This is a genomic window from Mesorhizobium sp. WSM4808 (assembly GCF_055811675.1).
The window spans coordinates 228,081-250,873 of record NZ_JBVVQX010000010.1; the positions used below are offsets into that span (position 1 = coordinate 228,081).

At 62.7% G+C, this 22,793-nt stretch carries 20 protein-coding genes and 1 pseudogene; 11 read left to right on the top strand and 10 right to left on the bottom strand.

Annotated elements, in window-relative coordinates:
- The first annotated feature begins 156 nt into the window (after positions 1-156).
- Entirely contained in the window at positions 157-1,503 is a 1,347-nt protein-coding gene (locus AC0L2U_RS19875; protein ID WP_473602510.1) for a PRC-barrel domain-containing protein, read from the top strand.
- 48 nt (positions 1,504-1,551) lie between these two features.
- Here AC0L2U_RS19875 and AC0L2U_RS19880 read toward each other — a convergent pair whose 3' ends face one another.
- Positions 1,552-3,120 (bottom strand): alkaline phosphatase family protein, encoded by a 1,569-nt coding sequence (locus tag AC0L2U_RS19880; RefSeq protein WP_292632481.1) that lies wholly within the window; start codon positions 3,118-3,120, stop codon positions 1,552-1,554.
- A 226-nt stretch (positions 3,121-3,346) separates the two neighbouring features.
- Here AC0L2U_RS19880 and AC0L2U_RS19885 point away from each other — a divergent pair, with 226 nt between their 5' ends.
- The 6 genes from AC0L2U_RS19885 (at position 3,347) to AC0L2U_RS19910 (ending at position 8,439) form a co-directional block, all read left to right on the top strand.
- A complete protein-coding gene (locus tag AC0L2U_RS19885; RefSeq protein ID WP_127397680.1) occupies positions 3,347-4,279 on the top strand; it encodes a VOC family protein in 933 nt (310 codons plus the stop codon).
- A 4-nt stretch (positions 4,280-4,283) separates the two neighbouring features.
- Positions 4,284-4,904, top strand: a complete 621-nt coding sequence (locus AC0L2U_RS19890; protein ID WP_127330369.1) for an alpha/beta hydrolase — start codon at positions 4,284-4,286, stop codon at positions 4,902-4,904.
- A gap of 2 nt (positions 4,905-4,906) precedes the next feature.
- A complete protein-coding gene (locus tag AC0L2U_RS19895; RefSeq protein ID WP_127397679.1) occupies positions 4,907-5,206 on the top strand; it encodes a GNAT family N-acetyltransferase in 300 nt (99 codons plus the stop codon).
- 144 nt (positions 5,207-5,350) lie between these two features.
- Positions 5,351-6,409: a dipeptidase gene (locus AC0L2U_RS19900; RefSeq protein ID WP_127268955.1), complete on the top strand. Its 1,059-nt coding sequence runs from the start codon at positions 5,351-5,353 to the stop codon at positions 6,407-6,409.
- Positions 6,410-6,507: 98 nt separating this feature from the next.
- Entirely contained in the window at positions 6,508-7,818 is a 1,311-nt protein-coding gene (locus AC0L2U_RS19905) for a flavin monoamine oxidase family protein (protein WP_127809096.1), read from the top strand.
- Positions 7,819-8,028: 210 nt separating this feature from the next.
- Positions 8,029-8,439, top strand: coding sequence for a hypothetical protein (locus tag AC0L2U_RS19910; protein ID WP_127271289.1), 411 nt, complete (start codon positions 8,029-8,031; stop codon positions 8,437-8,439).
- Positions 8,440-8,552: 113 nt separating this feature from the next.
- Here the strand turns inward: AC0L2U_RS19910 and AC0L2U_RS19915 are convergent, their stop codons facing one another.
- Together AC0L2U_RS19915 and AC0L2U_RS19920 are read right to left on the bottom strand one after the other, a co-directional pair.
- Positions 8,553-10,640 carry an ATP-binding protein gene (locus AC0L2U_RS19915; protein WP_164873775.1) on the bottom strand — a complete coding sequence of 696 codons (2,088 nt, stop codon included), beginning with the start codon at positions 10,638-10,640 and terminating at the stop codon, positions 8,553-8,555.
- An 84-nt stretch (positions 10,641-10,724) separates the two neighbouring features.
- Complete coding sequence (locus AC0L2U_RS19920) at positions 10,725-11,498, bottom strand: response regulator (RefSeq protein WP_174800345.1); 774 nt, start codon at positions 11,496-11,498, stop codon at positions 10,725-10,727.
- Between the two features lie 46 nt (positions 11,499-11,544).
- On the opposite strand from AC0L2U_RS19920, the gene AC0L2U_RS19925 reads away from it, so the two are divergent.
- Positions 11,545-12,246: a response regulator transcription factor gene (locus AC0L2U_RS19925; RefSeq protein WP_127295240.1), complete on the top strand. Its 702-nt coding sequence runs from the start codon at positions 11,545-11,547 to the stop codon at positions 12,244-12,246.
- 72 nt (positions 12,247-12,318) lie between these two features.
- On the opposite strand, the gene AC0L2U_RS19930 is transcribed toward AC0L2U_RS19925, so the two are convergent.
- Together AC0L2U_RS19930 and AC0L2U_RS19935 are read right to left on the bottom strand one after the other, a co-directional pair.
- Positions 12,319-12,486 (bottom strand): hypothetical protein, encoded by a 168-nt coding sequence (locus tag AC0L2U_RS19930; RefSeq protein ID WP_081738724.1) that lies wholly within the window; start codon positions 12,484-12,486, stop codon positions 12,319-12,321.
- A gap of 52 nt (positions 12,487-12,538) precedes the next feature.
- The gene (locus AC0L2U_RS19935; RefSeq protein ID WP_023811017.1) at positions 12,539-12,871 is read right to left on the bottom strand and encodes a hypothetical protein; all 333 of its coding nucleotides are present in this window, start codon (positions 12,869-12,871) and stop codon (positions 12,539-12,541) included.
- Positions 12,872-13,224: 353 nt separating this feature from the next.
- On the opposite strand from AC0L2U_RS19935, the gene AC0L2U_RS19940 reads away from it, so the two are divergent.
- A complete protein-coding gene (locus AC0L2U_RS19940) occupies positions 13,225-13,686 on the top strand; it encodes a L,D-transpeptidase (protein WP_292699635.1) in 462 nt (153 codons plus the stop codon).
- Between the two features lie 247 nt (positions 13,687-13,933).
- Here the strand turns inward: AC0L2U_RS19940 and AC0L2U_RS19945 are convergent, their stop codons facing one another.
- Positions 13,934-17,017: an efflux RND transporter permease subunit gene (locus AC0L2U_RS19945; protein WP_127395725.1), complete on the bottom strand. Its 3,084-nt coding sequence runs from the start codon at positions 17,015-17,017 to the stop codon at positions 13,934-13,936.
- Positions 17,014-18,342 carry an efflux RND transporter periplasmic adaptor subunit gene (locus AC0L2U_RS19950; RefSeq protein WP_473602512.1) on the bottom strand — a complete coding sequence of 443 codons (1,329 nt, stop codon included), beginning with the start codon at positions 18,340-18,342 and terminating at the stop codon, positions 17,014-17,016. Before AC0L2U_RS19950 ends, AC0L2U_RS19945 begins: the two co-directional genes overlap by 4 nt.
- Before the next feature lie 145 nt (positions 18,343-18,487).
- On the opposite strand from AC0L2U_RS19950, the gene AC0L2U_RS19955 reads away from it, so the two are divergent.
- Together AC0L2U_RS19955 and AC0L2U_RS19960 are read left to right on the top strand one after the other, a co-directional pair.
- On the top strand, positions 18,488-19,021 hold the full coding sequence (locus tag AC0L2U_RS19955; RefSeq protein WP_127809097.1) for a TetR/AcrR family transcriptional regulator: 534 nt from the start codon (positions 18,488-18,490) through the stop codon (positions 19,019-19,021).
- Positions 19,017-19,259: pseudogene (locus AC0L2U_RS19960) on the top strand (SDR family oxidoreductase); the annotation flags it as partial. The gene AC0L2U_RS19955 and the pseudogene AC0L2U_RS19960, both read left to right, overlap by 5 nt.
- 16 nt (positions 19,260-19,275) lie before the next feature.
- On the opposite strand, the gene AC0L2U_RS19965 reads toward AC0L2U_RS19960, so the two are convergent.
- Genes AC0L2U_RS19965 through AC0L2U_RS19975 form a run of 3 tightly spaced genes read right to left on the bottom strand, consistent with a single transcriptional unit; the run spans position 19,276 to position 22,743 of the window.
- Positions 19,276-20,955, bottom strand: coding sequence for a dipeptide ABC transporter ATP-binding protein (locus AC0L2U_RS19965; protein ID WP_473602514.1), 1,680 nt, complete (start codon positions 20,953-20,955; stop codon positions 19,276-19,278).
- Position 20,956: 1 nt separating this feature from the next.
- Positions 20,957-21,808 (bottom strand): ABC transporter permease, encoded by an 852-nt coding sequence (locus AC0L2U_RS19970; protein WP_236383514.1) that lies wholly within the window; start codon positions 21,806-21,808, stop codon positions 20,957-20,959.
- On the bottom strand, positions 21,805-22,743 hold the full coding sequence (locus tag AC0L2U_RS19975; protein WP_473602515.1) for an ABC transporter permease: 939 nt from the start codon (positions 22,741-22,743) through the stop codon (positions 21,805-21,807). Before AC0L2U_RS19975 ends, AC0L2U_RS19970 begins: the two co-directional genes overlap by 4 nt.
- Positions 22,744-22,793: the final 50 nt, after the last annotated feature.

Sequence of the window (22,793 nt, forward strand, 5' to 3'; positions counted from 1 at the left end):
TGCCCCGGCGGCTCGATCATTTCTGTGATTTCGGTTTCCGGACGGCGCGGTTTTGTCGGAACAACAGACTGGTCACAACGTTGTGAACCTGTAGATGCCGCGTCCACTTTCCCGCGAAGACGCGGCGCATGAGATCAGGCACGAGGAGAGACTATCATGATCCGCAATCTTTTAGCCACGACCGCACTCGCAACACTGATCGCCACCGGCGCTTATGCGCAGAGTGCGACGACCCCGGCGCCGGCACAAAGCCCAGCCGTTCAGGAGTCAGGCGCCGCGACGGTCCGCGCAGAGGGCAGCATCGTCACCAACATCATCGGTGAATCCGTCTATAACGGCACCGGCGATGATGCCGAGAACATCGGCAATGTCAGCGACGTCGTCTTCGACAAGGATGGGCAGGCGAAATCCGTTGTCATCGACGTTGGCGGTTTTCTGGGTGTCGGTGCCAAGAGCGTCGCCTTCGAGTACGGCAAGCTGCAGTGGGCCGAAAAGAATGGTGACCGCTGGCTGGTAGCCCAGACGACCAAGGATGAGTTGACCGCTCAGGCGGAATTCGACAGCCAGCCCTACAGTCCGGCCCCCGCACCTGCGGCATCGACCGACGCGACCGCACCTACGGCACCTACGGCACCTGCTACGACGGATACGGCACAAAAGCCGGCCGACATGAACGCCGCTCCGGCGGAACCGGTAAAGCGCGCGGACGGTAACCTTGCCACCAACATCATCGGTGAAGACGTATATAACGGAACCGGTGATGACGCGCAGAATATCGGCGACGTCAACGACATCGTGCTGACCAAGGAAGGCAAGGCCGAGTCCCTGGTTATCGGCGTGGGCGGTTTCCTTGGCCTCGGCGCCAAGAATGTCACCTATGATTTCTCTAAGGCGCAGTGGGCCGAGAAGAATGGCGACCGCTGGCTGGTGGCCCAGACCACCAAGGAAGAGCTGCAGGCGCAGCCCGATTTCGACCGCAAGGCCTATGATCCGGCGCCGGCCACGACGGCTTCCAACGAGCCTGCGGCCACCGCTCCGGCTGCTGTGCCGTCCGACACGACGGCTCCTGCTGTCGCTCCGGCAGACAAGACCGCCGAAGCTCCGGCAGCGACCACCCCTGACGCCTCGGCTCCCGACCAGACACAGACTGCCGCCATCGACAAGTCGACGTTGACCGAGATGCCGGTCGGCGAGATTCGTGCCGATGACCTGAAGGGCACGACCGTCTACGGCGCAAACGACGCCAGGGTTGGCGAAATCGGCGATGTCGTGCTTGCGCCTGACAAGAAGGCCGACGCGGTGATCGTCGATGTCGGCGGCTTCCTCGGCATCGGCGAGAAGGAGGTCGCTGTCGGCATGGATAACCTCAAATTCATGACCGACAAGGACGGCAACAAGTACCTCTACACGACCTTCACCAAGGAGCAGCTCGAGGCTCAAACCGCCTATGACAAGGGCAGCTATGCTGAGCAGCGCGATCAGCAGCGCATGATCGTAAGGTAATTCTGTTCAGCCCAATGAAGCCCGCGCTGGCAACGGCGCGGGCTTTATTTATGTGTGGCCAGGTTGCAGGCCAGCGGCATGGCCGACGAGGCCGTTCTGGGTCAATTCGGCCAGTGCCAACGACTGATCGAGATGTTCGGCCCGCCAGGCGAGCAGCCGTTCGGCGAATTCCAGGCGCACGGTGAGATGGCCGGGGTCGGCCGCGAGATTGTCCAGCTCGCCCGGATCGTTTTCCAGATCAAAGAGCAGCGGCGGCAGATTGCCGCCGAAATGCACATATTTGAAATGTTCCGTGCGGATAACGGCGAGGTTGCATTGGCGTGCGGCGATGCCGAAATGGCTTTCGGCCTCGCCCGCGGCAATCGAGCGGAAGTCAAACTCCCAATGCGCGGCATCGCGCCAGGCCGCAGGGGTTTCTCCGCCCAGGAACGGCTTCAGCGAGGCGCCGTCGAGATGCGGCGCGGGCTCTTCGCCGACCAGGTCGAGAAACGTCGGCAAAATGTCGACCGCTTCGGTGAAGCTGTCGACACTGCCGCCGGTCGCCTTGCCTTGGCGCGGATCGCGAATGATCAGCGGAATGTGGTAGCTGCCGTCGAAATAGCCGCCCTTGCCCAGCATGAAATGGTCGCCCATCATCTCGGCATGGTCCGAGGTCAGAACGATGATGGTGTCGTCCCACGCGCCTGCGGCCTTAACCCCTTTCCAGACGCGGCCGAGTTGCGCATCGACCTCGGAAATCATGCCGTAATAGATCGCGCGGATGCGGCGAAAATCGTCTTCGCTCCAGTCGTGCACCTTGCCTCTGGCGTCCGGGCGGAATTTTATCTGTTTCTGCCGGCCGAGATCATAGGCAAGATAGGGATGGTTTTCCGCCTCTTCGTGCCAGCTTGCCGCGCGCCGGAAGGCCGGGCCGTCAGCCGGATCGTACATCGTGTTGTAGGGCTCCGGCACAATGAAAGGCGGGTGCGGGCTGATGAAGGAAAGATGCGCGAACCACGGCGTGGCGTCCTCCTGTTCGCCAAGCCAACGCGTGAATTCGCCGGTCAGGAAAGCCGCCGGCGTTTGTTGCCCGGAGTAGACGGGCGGCGCGTTGCTGATGGTCCCGGCCACGCCGTCGGCCAGCGGACGGTGGATGTCGGGGGACCCGGCGCTGGCGTCGACACCTTGCAGTTCCAGCCAGGATAGCCATTGCTTCTGGTGCTCGGGCAGCAACTGGCGCACCGTAAAGCCCGGCAGCACGCCTTCATAGCTTTGCAGCCGCGGATCGCCCGGCGCCAGCAGGCGCGGATCGAGCGACACGTCGGTGTAGCCGAACAGCGTCGGATCATAGCCCAGGGCGCGAGCCGAGAGCGCGATGTTGCCGTGGCGAGCGTCGAGCGGCGTGCCGTTGCGGCAGACGCGGTTGTTCATCTGGTAGAGGCCGGTGTAGAGGCAGGCGCGAGCGGGCGAACAGGGCGCCGCGCCGCCATAGTGCCGCTTGAACAGCACACCCTCCGCGGCCAAAGCGTCGGCATTCGGCGTCTGCACGACCGGATGGCCGGCTGCGGACAGACAATCGCCACGCCACTGATCGCATGTGATCAGGAGAATGTTGGGCCGCCTGGCTTTTCCAGTCACTCACAATACCTTTGTCGCGGGATGTCGAACGCCTTTCATGGAACCGAATTCCGGCCACGGCGCAAGCCCGACTCTGCGGGCCAATTGGTGAACGAACCTTGTTCCATCGTTCACTTTTACGACACAGTCCATTCTGTGTTTGCCGCCTTTGCCTAAACTGCTCTGGTCCTCATATTGGCGTGGACAGCGGCGAGGGCCGCACATGCACCAAGGAAGGAGCAAGACAATGCTCGACCAGATCAAGGGCCTGCATCACGTCACGTCGATGGCCAGGGATGCCCGCCAGAACAACGAATTCTTCACCAGGAAACTCGGCCAGCGCCGGGTCAAGAAGACCGTCAATTTCGACGCGCCCGACGTCTACCACCTCTATTACGGTGACGAGACCGGCACGCCGGGTTCGGTGATGACCTATTTCCCTTTCCCCGATATAGGCAAGGGCCGGCATGGGGTCGGGGAAGTCGGAACCACCGTCTACTCGGTGCCGGAAGGCACGCTTGGCTATTGGGAAAGCCGTTTTGCCGATGAGGGCGTCACTGGCCTCTCGCGCGAAGAGACCTTCGGCGAGAAGCGCCTGGCTTTTGCCGGACCGGATGGTGACGGCTTCGCGCTGGTCGAGGGCAAGGGTGACGGCAGAGCGCCCTGGGCGAAAGGCGGTGTTCCGGTCGACCAGGCGATCCGCGGTTTCCATTCGGTATCGCTCAGGCTGAAGGATGGCGGCGCCACTGAGGAGCTGCTGAAGTTCATGGGCTATGAGGAAGTCGACAAGTCCGGCAATCTCAAGCGGCTGGCGGTGAAGAACGGCAATGGCGCCGATGTCATCGACATCGAATCGCTGCCGAGCACGGCCTTCGCCGATCTCGGCGCCGGCTCTGTCCATCACGTCGCCTTCGCGGTCGAGAACCGCGCCAGGCAGCTTGAGGTGCGCAAGGCGTTGATGGACACCGGCTATGGGGTGACGCCAGTAATCGATCGCGACTACTTCTGGGCGATCTATTTCCGCACACCGGGTGGCGTGCTGTTCGAAGTCGCCACCAACGAGCCGGGTTTCGATCGCGACGAGGATACCGCTCATCTGGGCGAGGCGCTGAAGCTGCCGTCGCAGCACCAGCACCTGCGGCCGTATCTGGAACAGCATCTGCAGAGACTGGAAGGCTGAGGTCATGAGCAAGGACGCTTACATCCACAAGCTGCTGCCCGGTTCGCCGGGCGGTCCGCTGCTGTTCGTCTTCCATGGCACTGGAGGCGATGAGAACCAGCTTCTGTCGCTGGGGCGCGATCTCGCGCCCCAGGCAACCATCATCTCGCCGCGCGGCGATGTGTCCGAACAAGGTGCCGCGCGCTTCTTTCGCCGCACCGGCGAGGGCGTCTACGACATGGAGGATCTGGCACGGGCGACGATCAGGATGGCGGGCTTCGTCAAAGCCCATGTCGAAGCAGCGAAGCCATCGGCCGTGCTGGGTCTCGGCTATTCCAACGGCGCGAATGTCCTGGCCTCGGTGGTGTTCGCGGTTCCAGCGCTGTTCGGCGCGTCGGTGTTGATGCATCCGCTGATCCCGTTCGAGCCGCAGGTGAAGGGCAGTCTCGCCGGCCGCCATATTCTGATGACCGCCGGCAAGCGCGACCCGATCTGCCCGCCGAACCTGACCACGCGGCTCGAGGCATATTTGCGTGCCGACGGCGCCGATGTCACAGTGGAATGGCACGATGGCGGGCACGAGGTGCGGCCAAACGAGATCGAGGCGGCACGGCGGTTCTTTGCCGATGCTGCCCAAGGAGCATAGCGATGCCTGACCAACTGCCTGAGATCGAACTTGAGGATCGCGGTTCCAAGGGCCGCTATGTCCTGCGTGGACCCGATGGCGCCGAGGCCGAGATGACCTTCACCAAGATCGGTGAGCACCAGATCATCATCGACCACACCGAGGTGCCGGACGTCTTTCGCGGCCAGGGTGCCGGGCTTCGCCTCGTCACCCGCGCCGTCGAGGATGCGCGTGCGGCGGGTAAGAAGATCATCCCGCTCTGCCCGTTCGCCAACGCCCAGTTTCGCCGCCATCTGGAATGGGCCGACGTGCTGAAGCAATAGGGGTTTCGTCGCTTGGAAACGGTGCGGAAAGCGGCTGCGATCCCCACGGGGATGACTTTGGCATTTGTGCGGGTAGCGCATCCTGCCTAAGTCGATATGATATATCTCAGCCCCTTGCCGACAAACGAACCGAATGATCCCCCTATGACCGAAACCGATCTCGTTCCCGTCTTCGACGGCCACAACGATACGTTGCTCAGACTCTACCAGTCGAAAGACACGGATGTCGAAAAGCTGTTCATAGAGGGGAAATCGGGCGGCCATATCGACCTGCCGCGTGCCAAAGCCGGCGGCTTCGCCGGCGGCATGTTCGCCATCTTTCCGCCGCCTGTCGAGAAATCCAGGCGCGGCGCCGTGCCCCTGGCGCCGAGTGCCGCCGAGCCGCTGCCGCCCGAGGTTCCGCGCAATGAGGCGCTGACCTCGACCATCGCGATGGCCTCGATCCTGTTCAGGCTGGAACGGGCCGGAGCGCTCACCGTCTGCCGCAGCGCCGGCGATGTGCGCGGTGCCATGGCGCAAGGCTCGATCGCCGCGGTGTTCCACATCGAAGGGGTCGAGGCGATCGATCCCGAGCTCACCATGCTCGACGTGCTGCATGAAGCCGGCCTGCGCTCGCTCGGCATCGTCTGGAGCCGGCCGAACGCCTTCGGCCACGGCGTGCCGTTCCGCTTCCCGTCCTCGCCCGACACCGGCCCCGGCCTCACCGATGCCGGCAAGGCGCTGGTCAAGGCCTGCAACCAGCTGAAGATCATGATCGACCTCTCGCATCTCAACGAGAAGGGCTTTCGCGATGTCGCGGCGCTCAGCGATGCGCCGCTGGTCGCGACCCATTCCAACGTGCACGCGATATGCGGCCATTCGCGCAACTTGACCGACTGGCAGCTCGGCGCGATTCGCGAAACCGGCGGCATGGTCGGGCTGAACTTCGCAACCGGCTTCCTGCGCGAGGATGGTCGCATGAATGCCGACACAAGCCTCGACATCATGGTGCGGCATATCGATTCGCTGCTGCAGGCGCTGGGTGAGGACGGCGTTGGTCTTGGCTCCGATTTCGACGGCGCCATGATCCCGGCCGTCATCGGGGATGTCGCCGGCCTGCCGAAGCTGATCGATGCATTGGCGGCACGCGGTTTCGGCCGCGCACTGATCGAAAAAATCGCCTATCGCAACTGGCTCAATATGCTCGAGAAAACGATAGGTTAGAGACAGCCTGCGGCATGGCGTGTGCGGCCCGCCGGCATATGTCGACAAGGACATACTTCGTCGGTGGAAGCCGGATGCGATTGGGTGGATAGCCGGCAATGCTGAAGACCTTCACGGATGAGGGCGGCGAATTCGAGCGAACCGATGTCGTCATCGTCGGTGCGGGTTTCACAGGCCTGTCGGCGGCGCTCGAGATGAAGAAGGCCGACATCGATTTCATTCTGCTCGAAGCACGCGACCGGGTCGGCGGACGCGTCGAGTCCCGACTGAACGGACTTGGCGAACGGATCGATAGTGGCGGCCAGTTCCTGTGCGAGGACATGCCGGAATTGATGGCGCTGATCGAGGCGCGCGGCAAGACGCTGGTTGAAACCTATGTCGATGGCGATTTCATCACCCAGCCGACGATGTCCGTACAACGAGCAGAGCGGATCTATGACGCGGCAATGGCAATCCGCGAGCGCATGAACGGGATCGATCCGGACGACGTCTCGATTGCCGGACTGACCGTTGCCGACTGGCTTGCCCGCCAGCGCGATTCGGCCGACGCCAGGGCCGTCTTCCGTTCGATGATCGAAGGTCTCTGGTGCATGGCGCTGGACCAGATTCCTCTCTGGTATCTGATCGACAATGACCGACGCGTCACCAACGAGGTGCCGGAGCTGCAATATTTCGTGCGCGAAACCATGCATTCACTGGCCGACGATCTGGCCCGCGACCTTGGCGATCGGTTGCGGCTGAGCGAGCCGGTCACGCGCATCGAGCACAGTTCACAAGGTGTTCTTGTCGTTTCGGCCGGGGGTGCCATCGAGGCGCGCGCGGTCCTGGTTGCCGTCCCGCCGGCGACGGTTACGGAGCTCGCCTTTGCTCCCGCCTTGCCAGCCCGACTGGGGCGGGCGCTCGGCGCCTGGAAAAGCGGCGCGGCTATCAAGATCCTGGTGCGCTATGCCAAACCGTTTTGGCGCGGGCGGGATTTGAACGGCATGGTGATGTGGCTCGATCCGCCGGGGCTGTTTGCCTGCGACGCCGGCAAGGATGCGGAGCATGCCGCGCTCGTCGTGTTCGTCGGCGGGTCGCTCGCGCTGCGCTGGCGCGACCTCGGCGAGCCGGAACTGCGTGCGGAGGTGACCGGCCGGTTGGAGGCAGCCCTTGGCCGGAGTGCCGGTGATGTCATCGATTTCAGTTTGCGTGACTGGGTAGGAGATCGCTGGAGCGGCGGCGCGTACAGCGATCTTGTTGTCGACGTGACAGCAAGAGATGCCGAGCGGACGATCCTTGCCGGCGCACCGCCGGTGTATCTCGCCTGTTCAGAACTCTCGCCGTCGTTTCCGGGGTATGTCGAGGGCGCCATCATTGCCGGGCGTATCGCCGCGCACAAGATCATTGCCGAGCTTCAAGCTTCGGTCTGAGCCTGGTCTTTTCGAAAAACTGTTTGGCAAGATCGGGTCATGTTGCGCCTCAAGCCCGAGCGCCGTCGAAGCTATGCCCGATTTTGCCCGACTTCGCCCGAATGCTGTTTCGAATTGGTTACAGTGCCAGTCCTTCGCCACCCCATCGTCGTTACAAAGTGCGGATAAGTTCATTTCACCGCCAAAAGAAACTCAGCGAAGGGGAAGGCAATGCATGCGAAAATCCAGACGATCCGCGGCGAGAGCCGCCTTCAGGCTCCAGAGCGCAATGACCGCCGTCCGAAACTGGCGCTGCGCCAGCGGGCCAGCGACCACCCCATGGCGATGTTCATGGTGCTGGCTGCTTGCGCCTTCGTCGGCATGGCGTTCACGCCGACAATCGGGCCGGCCTTCGCTTCGTTGAATCCGCCGTCCAATCTCATCGACGGCGCGCAGACGACGACCAGGACCGCGCGTCTGCCGGTACCGGTGACCGACTTCGCCTGCAAGGGCCAGACCTGGGGTGCCGAGAGTATCGACTGCCTGCGCGCAATCGCCGAACAGTCCGGAACACACAAGAGCCGCGCCATCCGCATGATCGCCACTGCCGCACCGTTGGCCGACACGCCGAATATTTTCTGATTTTGTCGAAGCCTGATCCGAAACCGTTCCCGTTTTGGGATCATGCTCTGGACTCCCCGAGCGCTCCCTCCAGCGCGCTCTTCTTCGGCCCCCCGCCCCCGGGGGCCTCTTTTTTATCCTTTAAAGGCCGCCTGTTCGGCAATGGCGGACAGAACACTGCGCACATCCAGCGTGCTGAACGGCTTTTCCAGGATCTGCGGCCGCTGCTGTGCCGGCAGGGCCTCGATTTCGGCTTTCGCACCGATCAGGTCGCCTGTGACCAGCACGAAACGCCGCGCCAGGTCAGGCTTTTCGGCGAGCAGCTCGCGATAGATCGATATGCCGCTGACGCCGGGCATGCGCAGGTCCGAAAAGACGATGTCCGGCGGCATGTGGCCGCTCAAAGTGGCGGCGGCCGATTCCCAGACAGGAACGATCCGCGACTTGATGCCCATCAGCTCGAGAATGTCGGAAAGCGAGCCGGCGACATCCGGCTCGTCGTCGATGATCAAGGCATGGCGCAGGCCGCTCGATCGCGGCTGGTTGTCGCCGGCGGTGGCGAGGCCGGCCACGATGGCCGGCAGCTGGACGACGAAACGCGCGCCTCTCGGGAGCACTTCCTCGAACCAGACATTGCCATTGTGCCGCTCGATGATCGATTTCGAGATCGACAGGCCGATGCCGGTGCCGACGCCGACCGGCTTGGTGGTGAAATAGGATTCGAAGATGCGGCCGCGGATCGCTTCCGGCACGCCGGGCCCATTGTCCTCGACCGAGAAGCAGGGGTGACCGCGGTCGCTGCGGAACGTCCGCACCTTGATCAGCCGGTCGCCGGCTATGCCAGCCAAGGCGTGCTGGCTGTTGATGAGGAAGTTGGCCGCTACCTGCGTCACATGGTCGGCGTCGGCCATGGCCAGCAGCGGGCCGGCGGCGAAATCGGTGTCGATGACGATGCCGCTTGAGCGCGCGCCATAGGCGGTCACTTCGAGTGCCGACCGGATCACCTGGTTGAGGTCGGTCTCGGCCTGTGCCGCGGGATGGAGGCGGACCATCGACAGGAAGCTCTTGACGATGCGGCCGCAGCGCTCGGCCGCAGCGCGGACTTTCTCGGCGCGCACCTTGGTCTGCGGATCGGAAGCGAATTCGTGCAGCAGCGTCGATTGCGCCACAACCACGGCCAGGGGATTGTTGAGCTCGTGCGATACGCCGGCCAGCAACGAACCCATCGCCGCCATCTTCTCGTTCTGGTGCAGCTTCTCGCGCTGCCGGCCGATTTCTTCCTCCGCACGCAATTTGTCGCGCAGGTCGCGGATGGAGCCGAAGATCAGGCGGCGGTCGGCGACCCGCATCTCGGTCGCCGTCAGCTCGATCGGGAACACTTCGCCGGCGGCATTCTGGGTCACCGTCTCGAGCCTTTGGCCGACCATCGGCGCGCCGCGGCCGGACATGTATTCGGCCCCCGAAGCATAGCCCTTGCGGTAATAGATCGGCACGATCGTATCGAGCAGATCCTTGCCGAGAATGTCGCTGCGCTGGAAGCCGAACATCTTCTCGGCGGCCGGATTGAATTCGATGATCGAGCCGGTCTCGTCGATGACGACGATGGCATCGAGCGAGGCCTGCAGCATAGTGCGGCGAATGACCTCGCTGGCATGGGCGTCGGAGGGCGAGCGCTCGATGGCGTCGCCGATAGCGAGGGCGATGATGTGCAGCGTCGCCTCTTCCTCGTCGGTCCATGCACGCTCGCTGACGCAGTCATTGACCGCCAGCGTGCCCCAGAGATGGCCATGCGCGAAGACCGAGACCGAGAGGAACGACTTGATGTTCTGCTTCTCGAAATCGGTCCTCAGGAAGCCTTCGAGGTCGCGCGTATGGCCGGCGAAGATCTTGCCTTGCCTCTCGTCCTCGGCAAGCCGCTCCAGCAGGGGGTCCGAATTGACGATCGATTGCATGATGACGGTCGGCGATGCCAGTTCGCCGCCGAAAAGAGGGTCGATCCAATAGGCGGCGACGGATTGGGCGAAGCCCTGGCCTGGCAGTTCGCGCAAGCGAAACAGGATGCCGCGCTGGCAATCCATGGCCCGGCAGAGCGTTTCCAGTATGCCGTCCATCTCGCGCTGCCAGTCGCCGGCCTCGCGCAGCCGGCGAACGACGCGCACGGCCGCCATCGCCGCGCCCTGCCTGAACCCTTGCATATCGGTGCTTGCTGCTTCAGCGATCATCTTGTGCTGTCATTCCGGAGTCGCGCCAATTCGGAGTCGTGCCAATTCCGGCTGGCGAGCAACCGAATCCTTCTGGCCCGGTGCTCAGTTGCCGTCGCCGGTCGGCAGCGAGAAGATATAGCCCTCGCCGCGTACCGTGCGCAGGAATTTCGGATTGGCGGGATCGGCCTCGATCTTTTTGCGCAGCCGCATGATGCGGATGTCGACGGCGCGCGACGATTCCGGATCTTCGGTGAAACCGATCGCCTCGGAGATAGCGGCGCGGGTCAGCAGCCGGTTGGCGCGGGTGAGGAAAATCTCCAGCACGTCGAACTCACTCTTGGCCATGTCGATCACCGCGCCATTGGCGCCGGTGACCAGCCTGCCGTCAAGGTCGGCCTGAAAGGGGCCGAAGGCAACGGAACGGCGATCCGTCCCGGCTTTCTTGTCCTGGAGTTCCTTCGGCTGGGGAACGCGGCGCAACACGCTGCGGACCCTGGCCAGCACTTCGCGCAATTCGTAGGGCTTGACGATGTAGTCGTCGGCACCGAGTTCCAGCCCGACGATACGGTCGAGCGCGGTGCCGGCCGCGGTGGCATAGATGATGCCGATCGGCAGTTTCGAACGCAGCCAGCGGCCGAGCGAGAGGCCGTCCTCGCCGGGCATGGCGATGTCGAGAATGGCGAGATGAAACGATTGCGTTTCAACGAGGCTGCGCGCCGCGGCAGCACTTTCAGCGGTGGCCACGTCATAGCCGGATGCGCCAAGATATTCGGCGACCGCGTCCCTGAGGTCGGGCTCATCCTCGACTATGACAATTCTTGCCCGCACGATGCTTTCGCTCCCACTTTCAGTGGAAAGTAGATTGGGTATAAACATCATGTCCAGCACTCATATCCGGGTTGCCAGGGAACGGTTGGAAAAGATGGCCGCACGATCCGTTATTGCGCTCGTTTCGGTAGCCGAAGTGGTGGCGACCGAACTCGCCGACCATCTCGAGCGGCGCGGCCACGACGTGCATCAGGCACGTCAGCCCTGGGAGGCCGAATCGCTGCTGTCGGGAAAGGGCATCGACGTCGTCGTCGTCGGCGACAGCCTCAGCCAGGCGGAGGGGCGGGATCTGCTCAGACGTTATGGCGGCCAAGCAGGAGGCGGCGAGGGCGGGCCGGATTTCATCTTGATCTGCCGGCCGGCGGATCTCGTCGACAAGGTGCTGGCGCTGGAGCTTGGTGCGGCCGACGTCGTCGAGAGTCCGCTCAATGTCCGTGAACTGGCCGCTCGTGTAGGCGGCCTGCTTTCGCGCCGCGGCAGGGGCACCCAGGAACTGATCGTGCTGGAGAACGCGACCGTCGATCTGAGATCGGCCATGGTCATGCATCGTTCCGGCTCCGAGGAACAGCTTTCGCCCGGCCAGGTGGCGCTGCTCAGGTTGTTCCTGGCCAGTCCGCGCAAGGTGCTCACGCGCGACGACATCATCGCCGCGGCACCGGCCGAAAACGCCGACGCCTTCGATCGCTCGATCGATTCGCGCATCGTGCGGCTGCGCCGCAAGCTCGACACCGACACCATCACCACAATACGTGGCGCCGGCTACCGGTTCGATCCGCCGCGGCAATTCGCCGACTGACCGCCGGGTACTGGCGCAATCCCTTTTGTCAGGCATCGGATTTTCCATCTCTGGGCCCGATGCTCTTGACGCTCAGCGAACCAGCAGAAGCGATGGCCCCACCGGCATGTCACTGCCCATGGTGAGTTCGCTTGCATGGGCGCGGTCCCTGAGCAGCACGGTAGCAAGACCGGCAAAGCCGAGCAGGCCCTGGGCGTAAAGCAGTGCGGAAAGCACCGAAGCAGCGAATTTCGTTTTCATCGTCGCAGTTCCCCATGCCAATTCTTCAAAAATGAACCTGTTGCGGGTCTCTTCAGGATACCCCCGAAGTGCCCGCGCCGCCCACGGAGCCCCCCGTCGCGGCGCGGGCCTTCGGTCCTCTCGGCAGCAAGTTGCCGGAGGCGCCGCGCAAACCCGTCAGCCTAAGGCCGACCCGCCAGAGGGCCTTTAGCCGGGCGATGCGCAGGCTGGAAACAATCCAGACCGTGGCGAAAAACAGTGCGGCATGCAGCGTCGAAATCTCGCCTGATGTCATCGCGCCGAGGCTTGTCAGCGGGGTGCCGGCAACCGTGCCGACGCCGCCGATGACCGCCGCCGCGATGCTGATCCTGAGAAGCCAGGACAGCGCGTTCGATTTCGTTCCCATGTTCGTTTCCGGCTGTTTTCGTTGCGTCAACTTTGCTCGCACCCCGTATCCGGATCATGCCGCTTGGAGCCGCGCTTTGTTGCAGGTTGGTTTCGATGTCGACGACTGTTCTTTCACATGATGCCAATTCGCACTTTCGTTTGAAGGCGGATACTCATGTTCCTGCCGCTGGTCTTTGCTGGCGGGGCCTGCCGAGCGTGTCCAACTCATCTATAAGAGGGACGTTTGTTAACCAGTGGAAACAGATTCGAAACAGAAGCGAGCATTTTGCGAAATCTTCTCGAAACATGACGTTGGGATAAGCGGCCATCGAATTGGAGCCGGACCAACCGGCAGAGAGAGGGGACTTCATCATGCATACCGCCATTTCCGCCAAGCTTATCAACATCACCGCTGCTGCCTTGACTGGTGCAGCACTGCTGCTCGGCGCCGGCTCGGGTGCGGCGCACGCCGCCAACAAGATCGTGGCGCGCGTTTCGCTATCGCAGCAGATCATGGAAGTCTCCGTCGACGGCCGGCCGACCTTCGCCTGGAAAGTCTCCACCGGCGACCGGGCCCATGTGACGCCGACCGGCTCGTTCAAGCCGACCCGCATGCATGAAATGTGGTATTCGAAGAAATATGACAACGCCCCGATGCCGCACTCGGTCTTCTTCAGCGGCGGCTATGCGGTGCACGCGACCTATGCGATCAAGCGTCTCGGCCAGCCGGCTTCACATGGCTGCGTACGGCTGCACCCCGACAACGCCGCCGATTTCTACCAGCTCGTCGAAAGCTTCGGGGCGACCAACACCAGCATCGTCATCGTCAAGTAGCAGGCTGTGACCGGCGCGTCAGCATGCTGCCGCGCCGTGTTCAAGGCTCCCGCCGGAAAACGCTGCGGTATCGAGCACAGCTCGAACCAGGGTATTGAGTACAGCGCAAACCGGCGGTATCGAGCAAAGCTCGAACCGGGGTATCGAGCCCAGCCAAAAAGAAAAGAGGCCGGAAATTCCCGGCCTCTTTTCTTTTGCTTCCATCTATTTGTCCTGCCCATTTCCGAGCGGGAATTCCTCGACCGCCTTAGCTCGGCAGTGCCGGCATCAGCTTGGGATCCGGCTTCTCCGCCAAATGAGGCAGGTCCTTGCTGGCGATGAAGGTGTAGAACATCGGCACAACGAAGAGCGTGAACAGGGTTCCGACCAGGATGCCGGTGAAGATGACCAGGCCCATCGAATAGCGGGCCGCGGCACCAGCGCCGCTGGACGTAATCAGCGGCACCACCCCGAGGGCCATCGCCGCTGTCGTCATCAGGATCGGCCGCAGGCGCACCTTGGCCGAGGCGATGATCGCGTCGCGCCGCCGCATGCCATGCTTTTCACGCTGCTGGTTGGCGAACTCGACCAGCAGGATGCCGTGCTTGGTGATCAGACCGATCAGTGTGATCAGGCCGACCTGCGTGTAGATGTTGAGCGTGCCGAGGCCGAGATTGAGCGGCACGATCGCGCCGAAGATCGACAGCGGCACCGCCATCATGATGATCAGCGGGTCGCGGAAGCTTTCAAACTGCGCCGCCAGCACCAGATAGATGACGACAACGGCGGCCGCGAAAGCGATCAGGATGGTGTTGCCCTGTTCCTTTTCCTGTCGCGATTGACCGGAATAGTCGATGAAGAAGGTGTCGGGCAGGCTCTCCTGGGCGATGTCCTCCAGCGCCTTCAGCCCGTCGCCAGTCGTGACGCCGGGCAACGGAAGCGCCGAAATCGTCGACGAATTCAGTTGGTTGAACTGCTCGATTGCCGCCGGCGCCGCATTGTTCGAAATCTTGACCACCGCCGAGAGCGGCACCATCTCGCCCGTCACGCTGCGCACGAAGTATTCGCCGAGCTTATCGGGGTTGTCGCGAAACTCCTGCGGCACCTGCGGGATGATGTCGTAGCTGTTGGAGTCACGGTCGAACTGCGCCACTTCGGCGCCGCCGACCAGCAAGGTCAGCGTGCGGCCGATATCTGCGATCGGCAGGTTCAACGCCGCGGCGCGATCACGGTCGATGGTCACCGTCACCTCTGGTGCGTCATAGGCCATCGAATTCTGCACGACGATGAAGCGGCCGGAGGCTTGCGCCTTGTTCTTGATCTGCTCGGCCACCTCGTACACTTCCGAGGAAGCGCCGGTCGATCGCACCACCATGGAAATGGGCAGGCCGCCACCAGAGCCGGGCAGCGTCGGCGGCGCGAAGACGAAGGCCTCGACGCCAGCCACTTTGGCGATACGGGCCGTGATGTCGGCCTGCAGTTCCTTCGAATTGCGCTTGCGTTCCGCCCAATCCTTGAAGGCATAGCCGACGAAGGCGCTGTTTGTCGTGCCGCCGAAGGCGACGGCCGAGAACTGCGCCCGTGTTTCGGGAATATCCTTCACCAGGCCGAGGATCTGGTTGACATATGTCTCGGTGTAATCGGAGGTCGCATAACGCGGCCCTGTCACAATCGAGAGCAGAAAGCCCTGGTCCTCTTCCGGCGCCAGTTCGCTCGAGGTCTTGGTGAACATGAAGCCGGTGACGCCGACAAGCGCAAGCACGATGATCAGCGTCAATGGGCGATAATTGAGCGACCCGGTGACGGCGCGTTCATAGACATGCTCGACGCGCGCGAAGGCGCCGTCGACAATGCGCTGGAAACGGCCCGGCGTGCCGGACTTCAGGAGGCGTGCCGACATCATCGGGGTGATGGTGATGGCGATGACGCCCGACAGCACCACTGAGCCGGCGAGCGTGACTGCGAATTCACGGAACAATGCGCCGGTCAGGCCCCCGGTGAAGGCCAGCGGCGCGAACACGGCGGCCAGTGTCATGGTCATGGCAATGATGGCCGACGATATTTCGCGCATACCGCTGAACGCGGCCTGCATCGGCGACATGTGGTCTTCTTCCATATGGCGATGGATGTTCTCCACCACCACGATGGCGTCGTCGACGACCAGGCCGATCGCCAGCACCATGGCCAGCAGCGACAGCAGGTTGATCGAATAGCCCACCGCAAACAAAAGGAAACAGACGCCGATCAGCGACAACGGGATGGTGATGATCGGCATCATCACCGACCGGAAGGAGCCAAGGAACAGAAGGATGACGACGATGACGATGGCAACCGCCTCGGCGATGGTCTTGAACACCTCTTCGATCGAAGCGCTGATCTGCCCGGTCGCGTCGTAGACGACCTCGATCGTCATGCCTTTCGGCAGCGTCTCCTGAATCTGCGGCACCAGCTTGGTGAGCGCAGCCGCCGTGGTCAGCGGATTGGCCGCCGGCGTCGGGAAGATGGCGAGGAAGGTGCCGGGCTTGCCGTTGAACGAGACCCGGGTGTCGGTGTTCTCGGCGGCGAGTTCGACGCGAGCCACGTCGCGCAACCGCACCACATTGCCGTCAGTCGAGCGCAGCGGCAGCTCGGCGAATGCCTCCGGCGTCTGCAATGTCGAGCGCACGGTGATCGAGGAAACGACATACTCGTTCTGGGTGTTGCCGGGCGCCGACAGGAAGTTGGAATTGTTGATCGCCGTTAGCAGTTCGGAGGCCGTCACGCCGCGCGCGGCAAGCTTGACCGGATCGATCCAGACGCGCATCGAGTATTCCTGGGCGCCGAAGATCTGCACGTCGGCGACGCCTTCGACCGTCGACATGCGCGGCCTGATGACGCGCTCGATATACTCGGTCAGCTGCTCCTTCGTCATGTTCGGGTTCTGCATCGAGATGTACATCATCGCGAACTGCTGGCCGGTGCCCTTGACGATGACAGGGTCCTTCGATGCGTCCGGCAAGGTGCCGCGCACGCCCTGGACCTTGGACAGGACTTCGGTCAGCGCGACGTCGGGGTTCGAGCCGAGCTTCATCTGCACGGTCACGGTGCTGGAGGACGGGCGGCTGGACGAGGTGACGTAGTCGATGTTTTCGGTCGAGGCGACGGCGCGGGCAATCGGGGCGGAAATGAAGCCCTGGATCAGATCGGCGCTGGCGCCTGGATAGGCCGTCGTGATGGTGATCGCGGTTTCATCGACCTTCGGATACTGCCGGATCGACAGGTTGAAGATGCCCTGGAAACCCAGGAGCAGGATCATGCAGGCAAGGACCGTCGAAAGAACAGGCCGGCGAATGAAGAGATCTGAAAAGCTCATTGCTGTTCGGCCTGCTTGTTCGCCGATTTGGTCGGGTCGATGGTGTTGTCCACAACGACGGACATGCCGTTGAAGAGGCGGTTCTGGCCGGCGGTGACGACCTCGTCGCCGGCCTTCAGCCCCTCGACGATCTCGACCATGCCTTGATTGCGGCGGCCGGGCTTGACGAACACCTGCGACAGCACGAGCGCGGGCTTGTCACCTTCCGCCGCCGGCTTGGCCGGATCGGCAGCCTTGTCGGTTGGTTTTGCCGCATCGGCGGCAGGCTTGGCTGCATCAGCCGCCGGCTTCATGGCATCGGCCGGCTTGGTGTCCGCAGGCTTGGCTTCCGCCGATTTGTCGGCTGACGGCGCGGCGGGTTTTTCCTCTGGCTTGGCTGGGGCCGCCTCGGCAGGCTTGGCCGGCTGCACCACGAAGATGTAGTCGCCATAGAGGCTTGTCGTCAGCGCCGTCTGCGGCAGGGTCAGCACGTTCTGCTCTTCGGGCAGCTCGACACGCACCTGCACGAACTGGCCGGGGGTCAGCTTGCCATCGGGATTGGCGACTTCCGCCCGGAGGTTCACCAGCCGGCTGGACGAGTCGATCTTCGGGTCGATGCCGCGAATGGCGCCTGCGAATGGCCTGTCCTCACCGCCAAGGCCCAATCGAATCGTCTGGCCGATCTTGAGCAAGGCGAGTTGCTGTTCGGGAACCGAGAAATCGACCCGCATCGTGTCGAGGTCCTGCAATGTCACCACGGCGGTGCCGGGCGCCAGATACTGGCCGATATCGATTTTCGGAATGCCCACCGTGCCGCCGAAAGGCGCCGTCAGCTGCTTCTGTTCGAGTACGGCCTGCAGCTTGGTGACCTGAGATGCCGAAGCCGAGGCCGCCGCACGCGCCGTGTCCAGCGTCGAGTCGGAGCCGACGCCACGCCTGGTCAGTTCAATGGCGCGGGCCAGCGAGGTCTGGTCGAGCGCGGCCTGCGCTTTCTGTGCGTCGAGATCGGCGCGCTCGACGGCGTCATCGAGCTGCAGCAGAACCGCATTGTCGGCCACCTTCTGGTTGGCATGGAAAAGGATGTCCTTGACGATCCCGGTGGTCTCGACCGTCAGGTCGACACCACGCACAGCCCTGACCGTACCGATCGCCTCGACGCCTGGCGTCCAGGCCGAAGGCTTGGCGATGGTCGTCGAAACGGTTGCCGCCGGCGGCTTCATCGATGCGAAGTACTGCTTGATGCCGTTGTCGCGCAGGAAGTTGAAGCCGACGATGCCGCCGACCACAACGACGAGCAGAGCCAGAACCAGAACAATGATAAAGATACGGAGTATGCGCTTGAACAAGGAAGTCCCCTCAGTCGAAATCCGGCGCGAAGCGCGGATATCGGGACACATATCGACTGCGGGTCCCGATTTCAAATAATGGCGGTCTTCCTGTACCGTCTGGACGGTCTTGTCAATTGGGCCTAAGCTTGCGACGGGAGGCCCCATGAGAGCCCAAAGACCGAATTCGCGCGAGAAGATTCTCGCCGCGGCGGCTGATGTTGCCCGGGAATCCGGACCAGGCAGCCTGTCGCTGGATGCCGTAGCCAGCCGTGCCGGCGTGTCGAAGGGAGGGCTCCTCTACAATTTCCCGACCAAGGCCAAATTGATGCAAGGTTTGGTCGAAGGCTATCTGCGTGAGTTCGAGCACGCACTGGAAGCCGCCCGCACAAATGCCAAGGACGAAAATCCCCTGGCTGTCTACATCAGGCTGTCAGCCAATGATTGCGAGGAAAAGCAGCCGTCGGCGTCCTGGATTTTCTCGGCCATCGCCGAGGATCCCGATTTCATGATGCCGATAAAGACCTTCAAGAGGCAGCTTTTCGAGCGGCTGAAAGGTGAGACGCCGGATCTCAAATCGCTGTTGATCTGCTATCTCGCCATCGAGGGATTGCGCAGCATGAACCTCTTCGATTCGGATGTTCTGTCGAAAGACGAGCGAGAGCTTCTCGTATCGTCCCTGCTCGAGATCGCCAAATAGGCGTCGCCCACCCTATGTCTGGACCCCGCTGGTCGAAAGGCAGATTCCCGACACCATGAAGGCGCGCGGCATGACCGAGGAACAGGTCAAGCACGATGTGCTGCTCGCAGCCCAGCCGACCAAGGAATTCGTCACCGTCGACGAGCTTGCCGCGCTGACGCTGTTCCTGTGTTCGGATGCGGCCAGGCAGATCACCGGCACGACCTTGCCGATGGACGGCGGCTGGACGGCACAGTAGACCGGCCCCGAAGGCTTCAGCATTTGCTTCCGGCGGCCAGTAGCGGGGTGTCTCCTGGTTGGATTCCGCTGCTCGTTCGACGCGAGAGTTTCGGGATAGCGGCGATCAACTCTTGGGTATAGGCCTGCTGCGGGCGATCCAGAACGTCTTCCGTATGGCCGTATTCAACCAGCTTGCCGTGCTGCATGACCGCAACGTGCTCGCAGAGATAACGCACCACGCCCAGATCGTGGGAAATCAGGATCAGCGTCAGCGACAATTCGCGGCGCAGCCGCGCAAAGAGGCCGAGCACCTGGGCCTGGATGGTGACGTCCAGAGCGGAGGTGACTTCATCGGCGATCAAGATCTCAGGTTCCAGCGCCAGGGCTCTGGCGATGCCGACGCGCTGCCGCTGGCCGCCGGAAAGCTGCGTGGTGCGTCGGTCCAGCAACTGGCGTGGCAATTCCACTTTTTCCATCAGCTCGCGGATCCGCTCCGGGATGTCTCTTTCCGGGCAGATGTTCTGTTGCCGCAGCGGTTCGGCCAGAGTTCGCGCAACCGTAAACGCCGGGTTGAGGGACATGAACGGGTCCTGGAACACCATCTGCAGTTTGCGAACCTGCTCCGGTCGGCGCTGCCTTAGCGCGCGATCGAGCGATTGGCCGTCCACCTCGATCTCTCCTTGTTCCGGCTGCACCAGGCCTGCAATGGCCCGGGCTATGGTGCTCTTGCCGGAACCGGACTCGCCGACGATCCCCAGTGCCCCACCGCGCCGCAATGCCAGCGAAACATTGTCGACGGCGCGCACGATCTGCGGCGGCTTGCGCGTCGCCCAGGCTGCAAGGCTCTGCCCTGGGTAGAAGTTCACGCACAGGTTCTTCACCACGAGATGCGGTTCCGTCGCCACGGGGCAGGCATGCGTGGTCGGCTTCATCAGCGAGGGTTGGGAAGCGATCAGGCGCTTCGTGTATTCATGGGCGGGGTCACGCAGGATCTGACCGACCGAGCCGATTTCCAGCACCGCGCCGTCCTTCATGACGACGACGCGGTCGCACATTTCCGCGATCACGCCAAGGTCGTGAGAGACCAGAATGACCGACAGCTTGCGTTCACGCCGGATGCCGCGGAGCAGGTCGAGTATCTGAGCTTGCACCGTCACATCAAGTGCCGTCGTGGGTTCGTCGGCAATCAGCAGTTTCGGTTCGCAGGCAAGGGCCGCCGCAATCATCACCCGCTGACGCATGCCACCGGATAGCTCGTGAGGATAGGCGCCCGCGCGCCTTGGCGCGTCCTTGATGTGCATGTCTTCGAGCAGTCCGACCGCCCGCGCATTGGCCTGCCGCCAGGATATGCCCTGATGGACCACCATCGCTTCGCCCACCTGACGCCCGACCGTCATGATCGGATCAAGATGCGTCGACGGGTTCTGGAAGATCATCGCCGCTTGCCCGCCACGCAGCTGGCCCAGTTCGGCATCCTTCATGGCGAGGACATCGCTGCCCTCGAACATGATCCGGCCCGACTTTACCAGTGCGTTGCCGGCAATCAGCTTGAGGATGGCTCTGCAGGCCACCGTCTTGCCCGATCCGGATTCACCGACGATCCCAAGGACCTCTCCTGCTTTTAGTGAAAAGCTGACGCCGCGCAGGGCGTGGACGTCGCCAAAATTGGTGGCGAAGTCGATGGTGAGGTTCTCGACGCTGACGAGGTCGCTCATCTCAGGATTCCGTGTTCAGGAGGCGGGCGAGACCATCAGCGGTCAACGAGAGGCCCAGCGCCAGAAGGCAGATGGCGATGCCTGGGAAGATCGCAATCCACCATGCGGTCGTCAGATACGTCTGCCCGTCCGCGATCATGGCGCCCCATTCGGGCGTCGGCGGTTGTACGCCGAGGCCGAGAAAACCCAATGATGATCCGAGCACGATGGCCAGCACGGCATCGGTCATGACGAAGACGATCGATGGGACGATGGCATTCGGCAGGATGTGGAACAGCATGATGCGCAAATGCCCAAAACCCATGCCACGTGCCGCCAGCACGAAATCGACGCCGCGCAGCACCAGCGCCTGGCTCCGCACAAGTCGCGCATAGCTGACCCAGTTCACCAAGGTGAGCGAGATGAAGTAGCTCTTGAGGCCGGGCCCCAGCACGGCCACGATGGCGATCACGAGGACGAAATAGGGAAATGATACGGTGACCTCGAGGATGCGCATCAGCGCCGCATCGATCCGGCCACCCAGATAGCCGGCGATAAGGCCGATGATCGTCCCCAGGATGATCGGACCAACGACGCCAAAGAAGGCCATGGCGAGATCGTAGCGTGCGGCAAACAGTGTTCGCGCCAGGACATCGCGGCCGATGGCGTCGGTGCCAAACCAATGCTCGGCGCCAGGTGGTTTCAACGCCTGCATCACATCGACCTTGATCGGGTCGAAACTGGTCAGCACTGGCGCCAAAATGGCCACGACGATCCAGGCCAAGGTGATGGCGCCGCCAATGATCAAGGTTGCCGGCATCGTCCGGATACGCGCCATGGCCAAGGAGCCGCTGCCCTGCATCACATCGCTCATAATTCCACCCTTGGGTCGAGAATGGCGGTCATGACATCGACGGCAAAATTCGAAATGACGACACCTACGGCAAGCAGCAGGGCCACTGCCTGGACGACGAACTGGTCGTGCGTGAGAACGCCGCGGATGAGCAGGTTGCCGAGCCCTGGAATGTTGAAGACATTTTCGACAACGACCGTTCCGCCGATCAGGAAGGCGACCACGACGCCCAGCAGATTGACTGTCGGCAACAGGGAATTCCAGAACACATGCCGGGAAAAGATGTAGCTTTCCGGCAGGCCCCTGGAGCGGCAGGCGATCGCGTAATCCTTGTCCAACTGCTGAATGAAGGTCGCGCGCAGATTGCGCGCGAGGATCGGCGTCACCCCGATGCCGATCGTCAGGGCCGGCAGGAAGAGATGCCACAGATTGTTGAAAAAGGTCGGCCCGTAACCGGATACGGGGAAGATCTTCAGCCGCAGGCAGAAGCCCATGATCAGCAGCAGGCCGACAAAGTAGGACGGCACGCCGACGCCCGCGACGCAGACGAGACGGATGAGGTGATCGATCCACCGTCCGCGCTGCCGGGCAGCGGTGACCGCGAGCGCGAATGTCAACAGCAGCGAGATCACGAGGCCATAGAGGATCAAGAAAACCGTTGGCGCGATCCGTGCCGCGATGACGCCGCTGACGGGACCCCGGAAGGCGATCGACTGACCGAAATCGCCGCGCAGGCAATTCAGCACGTAATAGAAATACTGCACGGGGATGGGCTGATCGAGACCGTATCGCGCCCGCACGAATTCGATCGCCTCCTGACTGGCCTTGGGGCCAAGCATGAGGCGAACCGGATCGCCGGGTGTCATTTGCAGCAGCAGGAAGGTGATCACACTGATACCCAGCAGCACGGGGATCAACTGTATCGGCCGCCTGAGCACGAAGGAGAATCGATTCATGGTCGGGATCCTGGTGTAAATCGATGCGAGACGGGGACGAAGATCTCGTC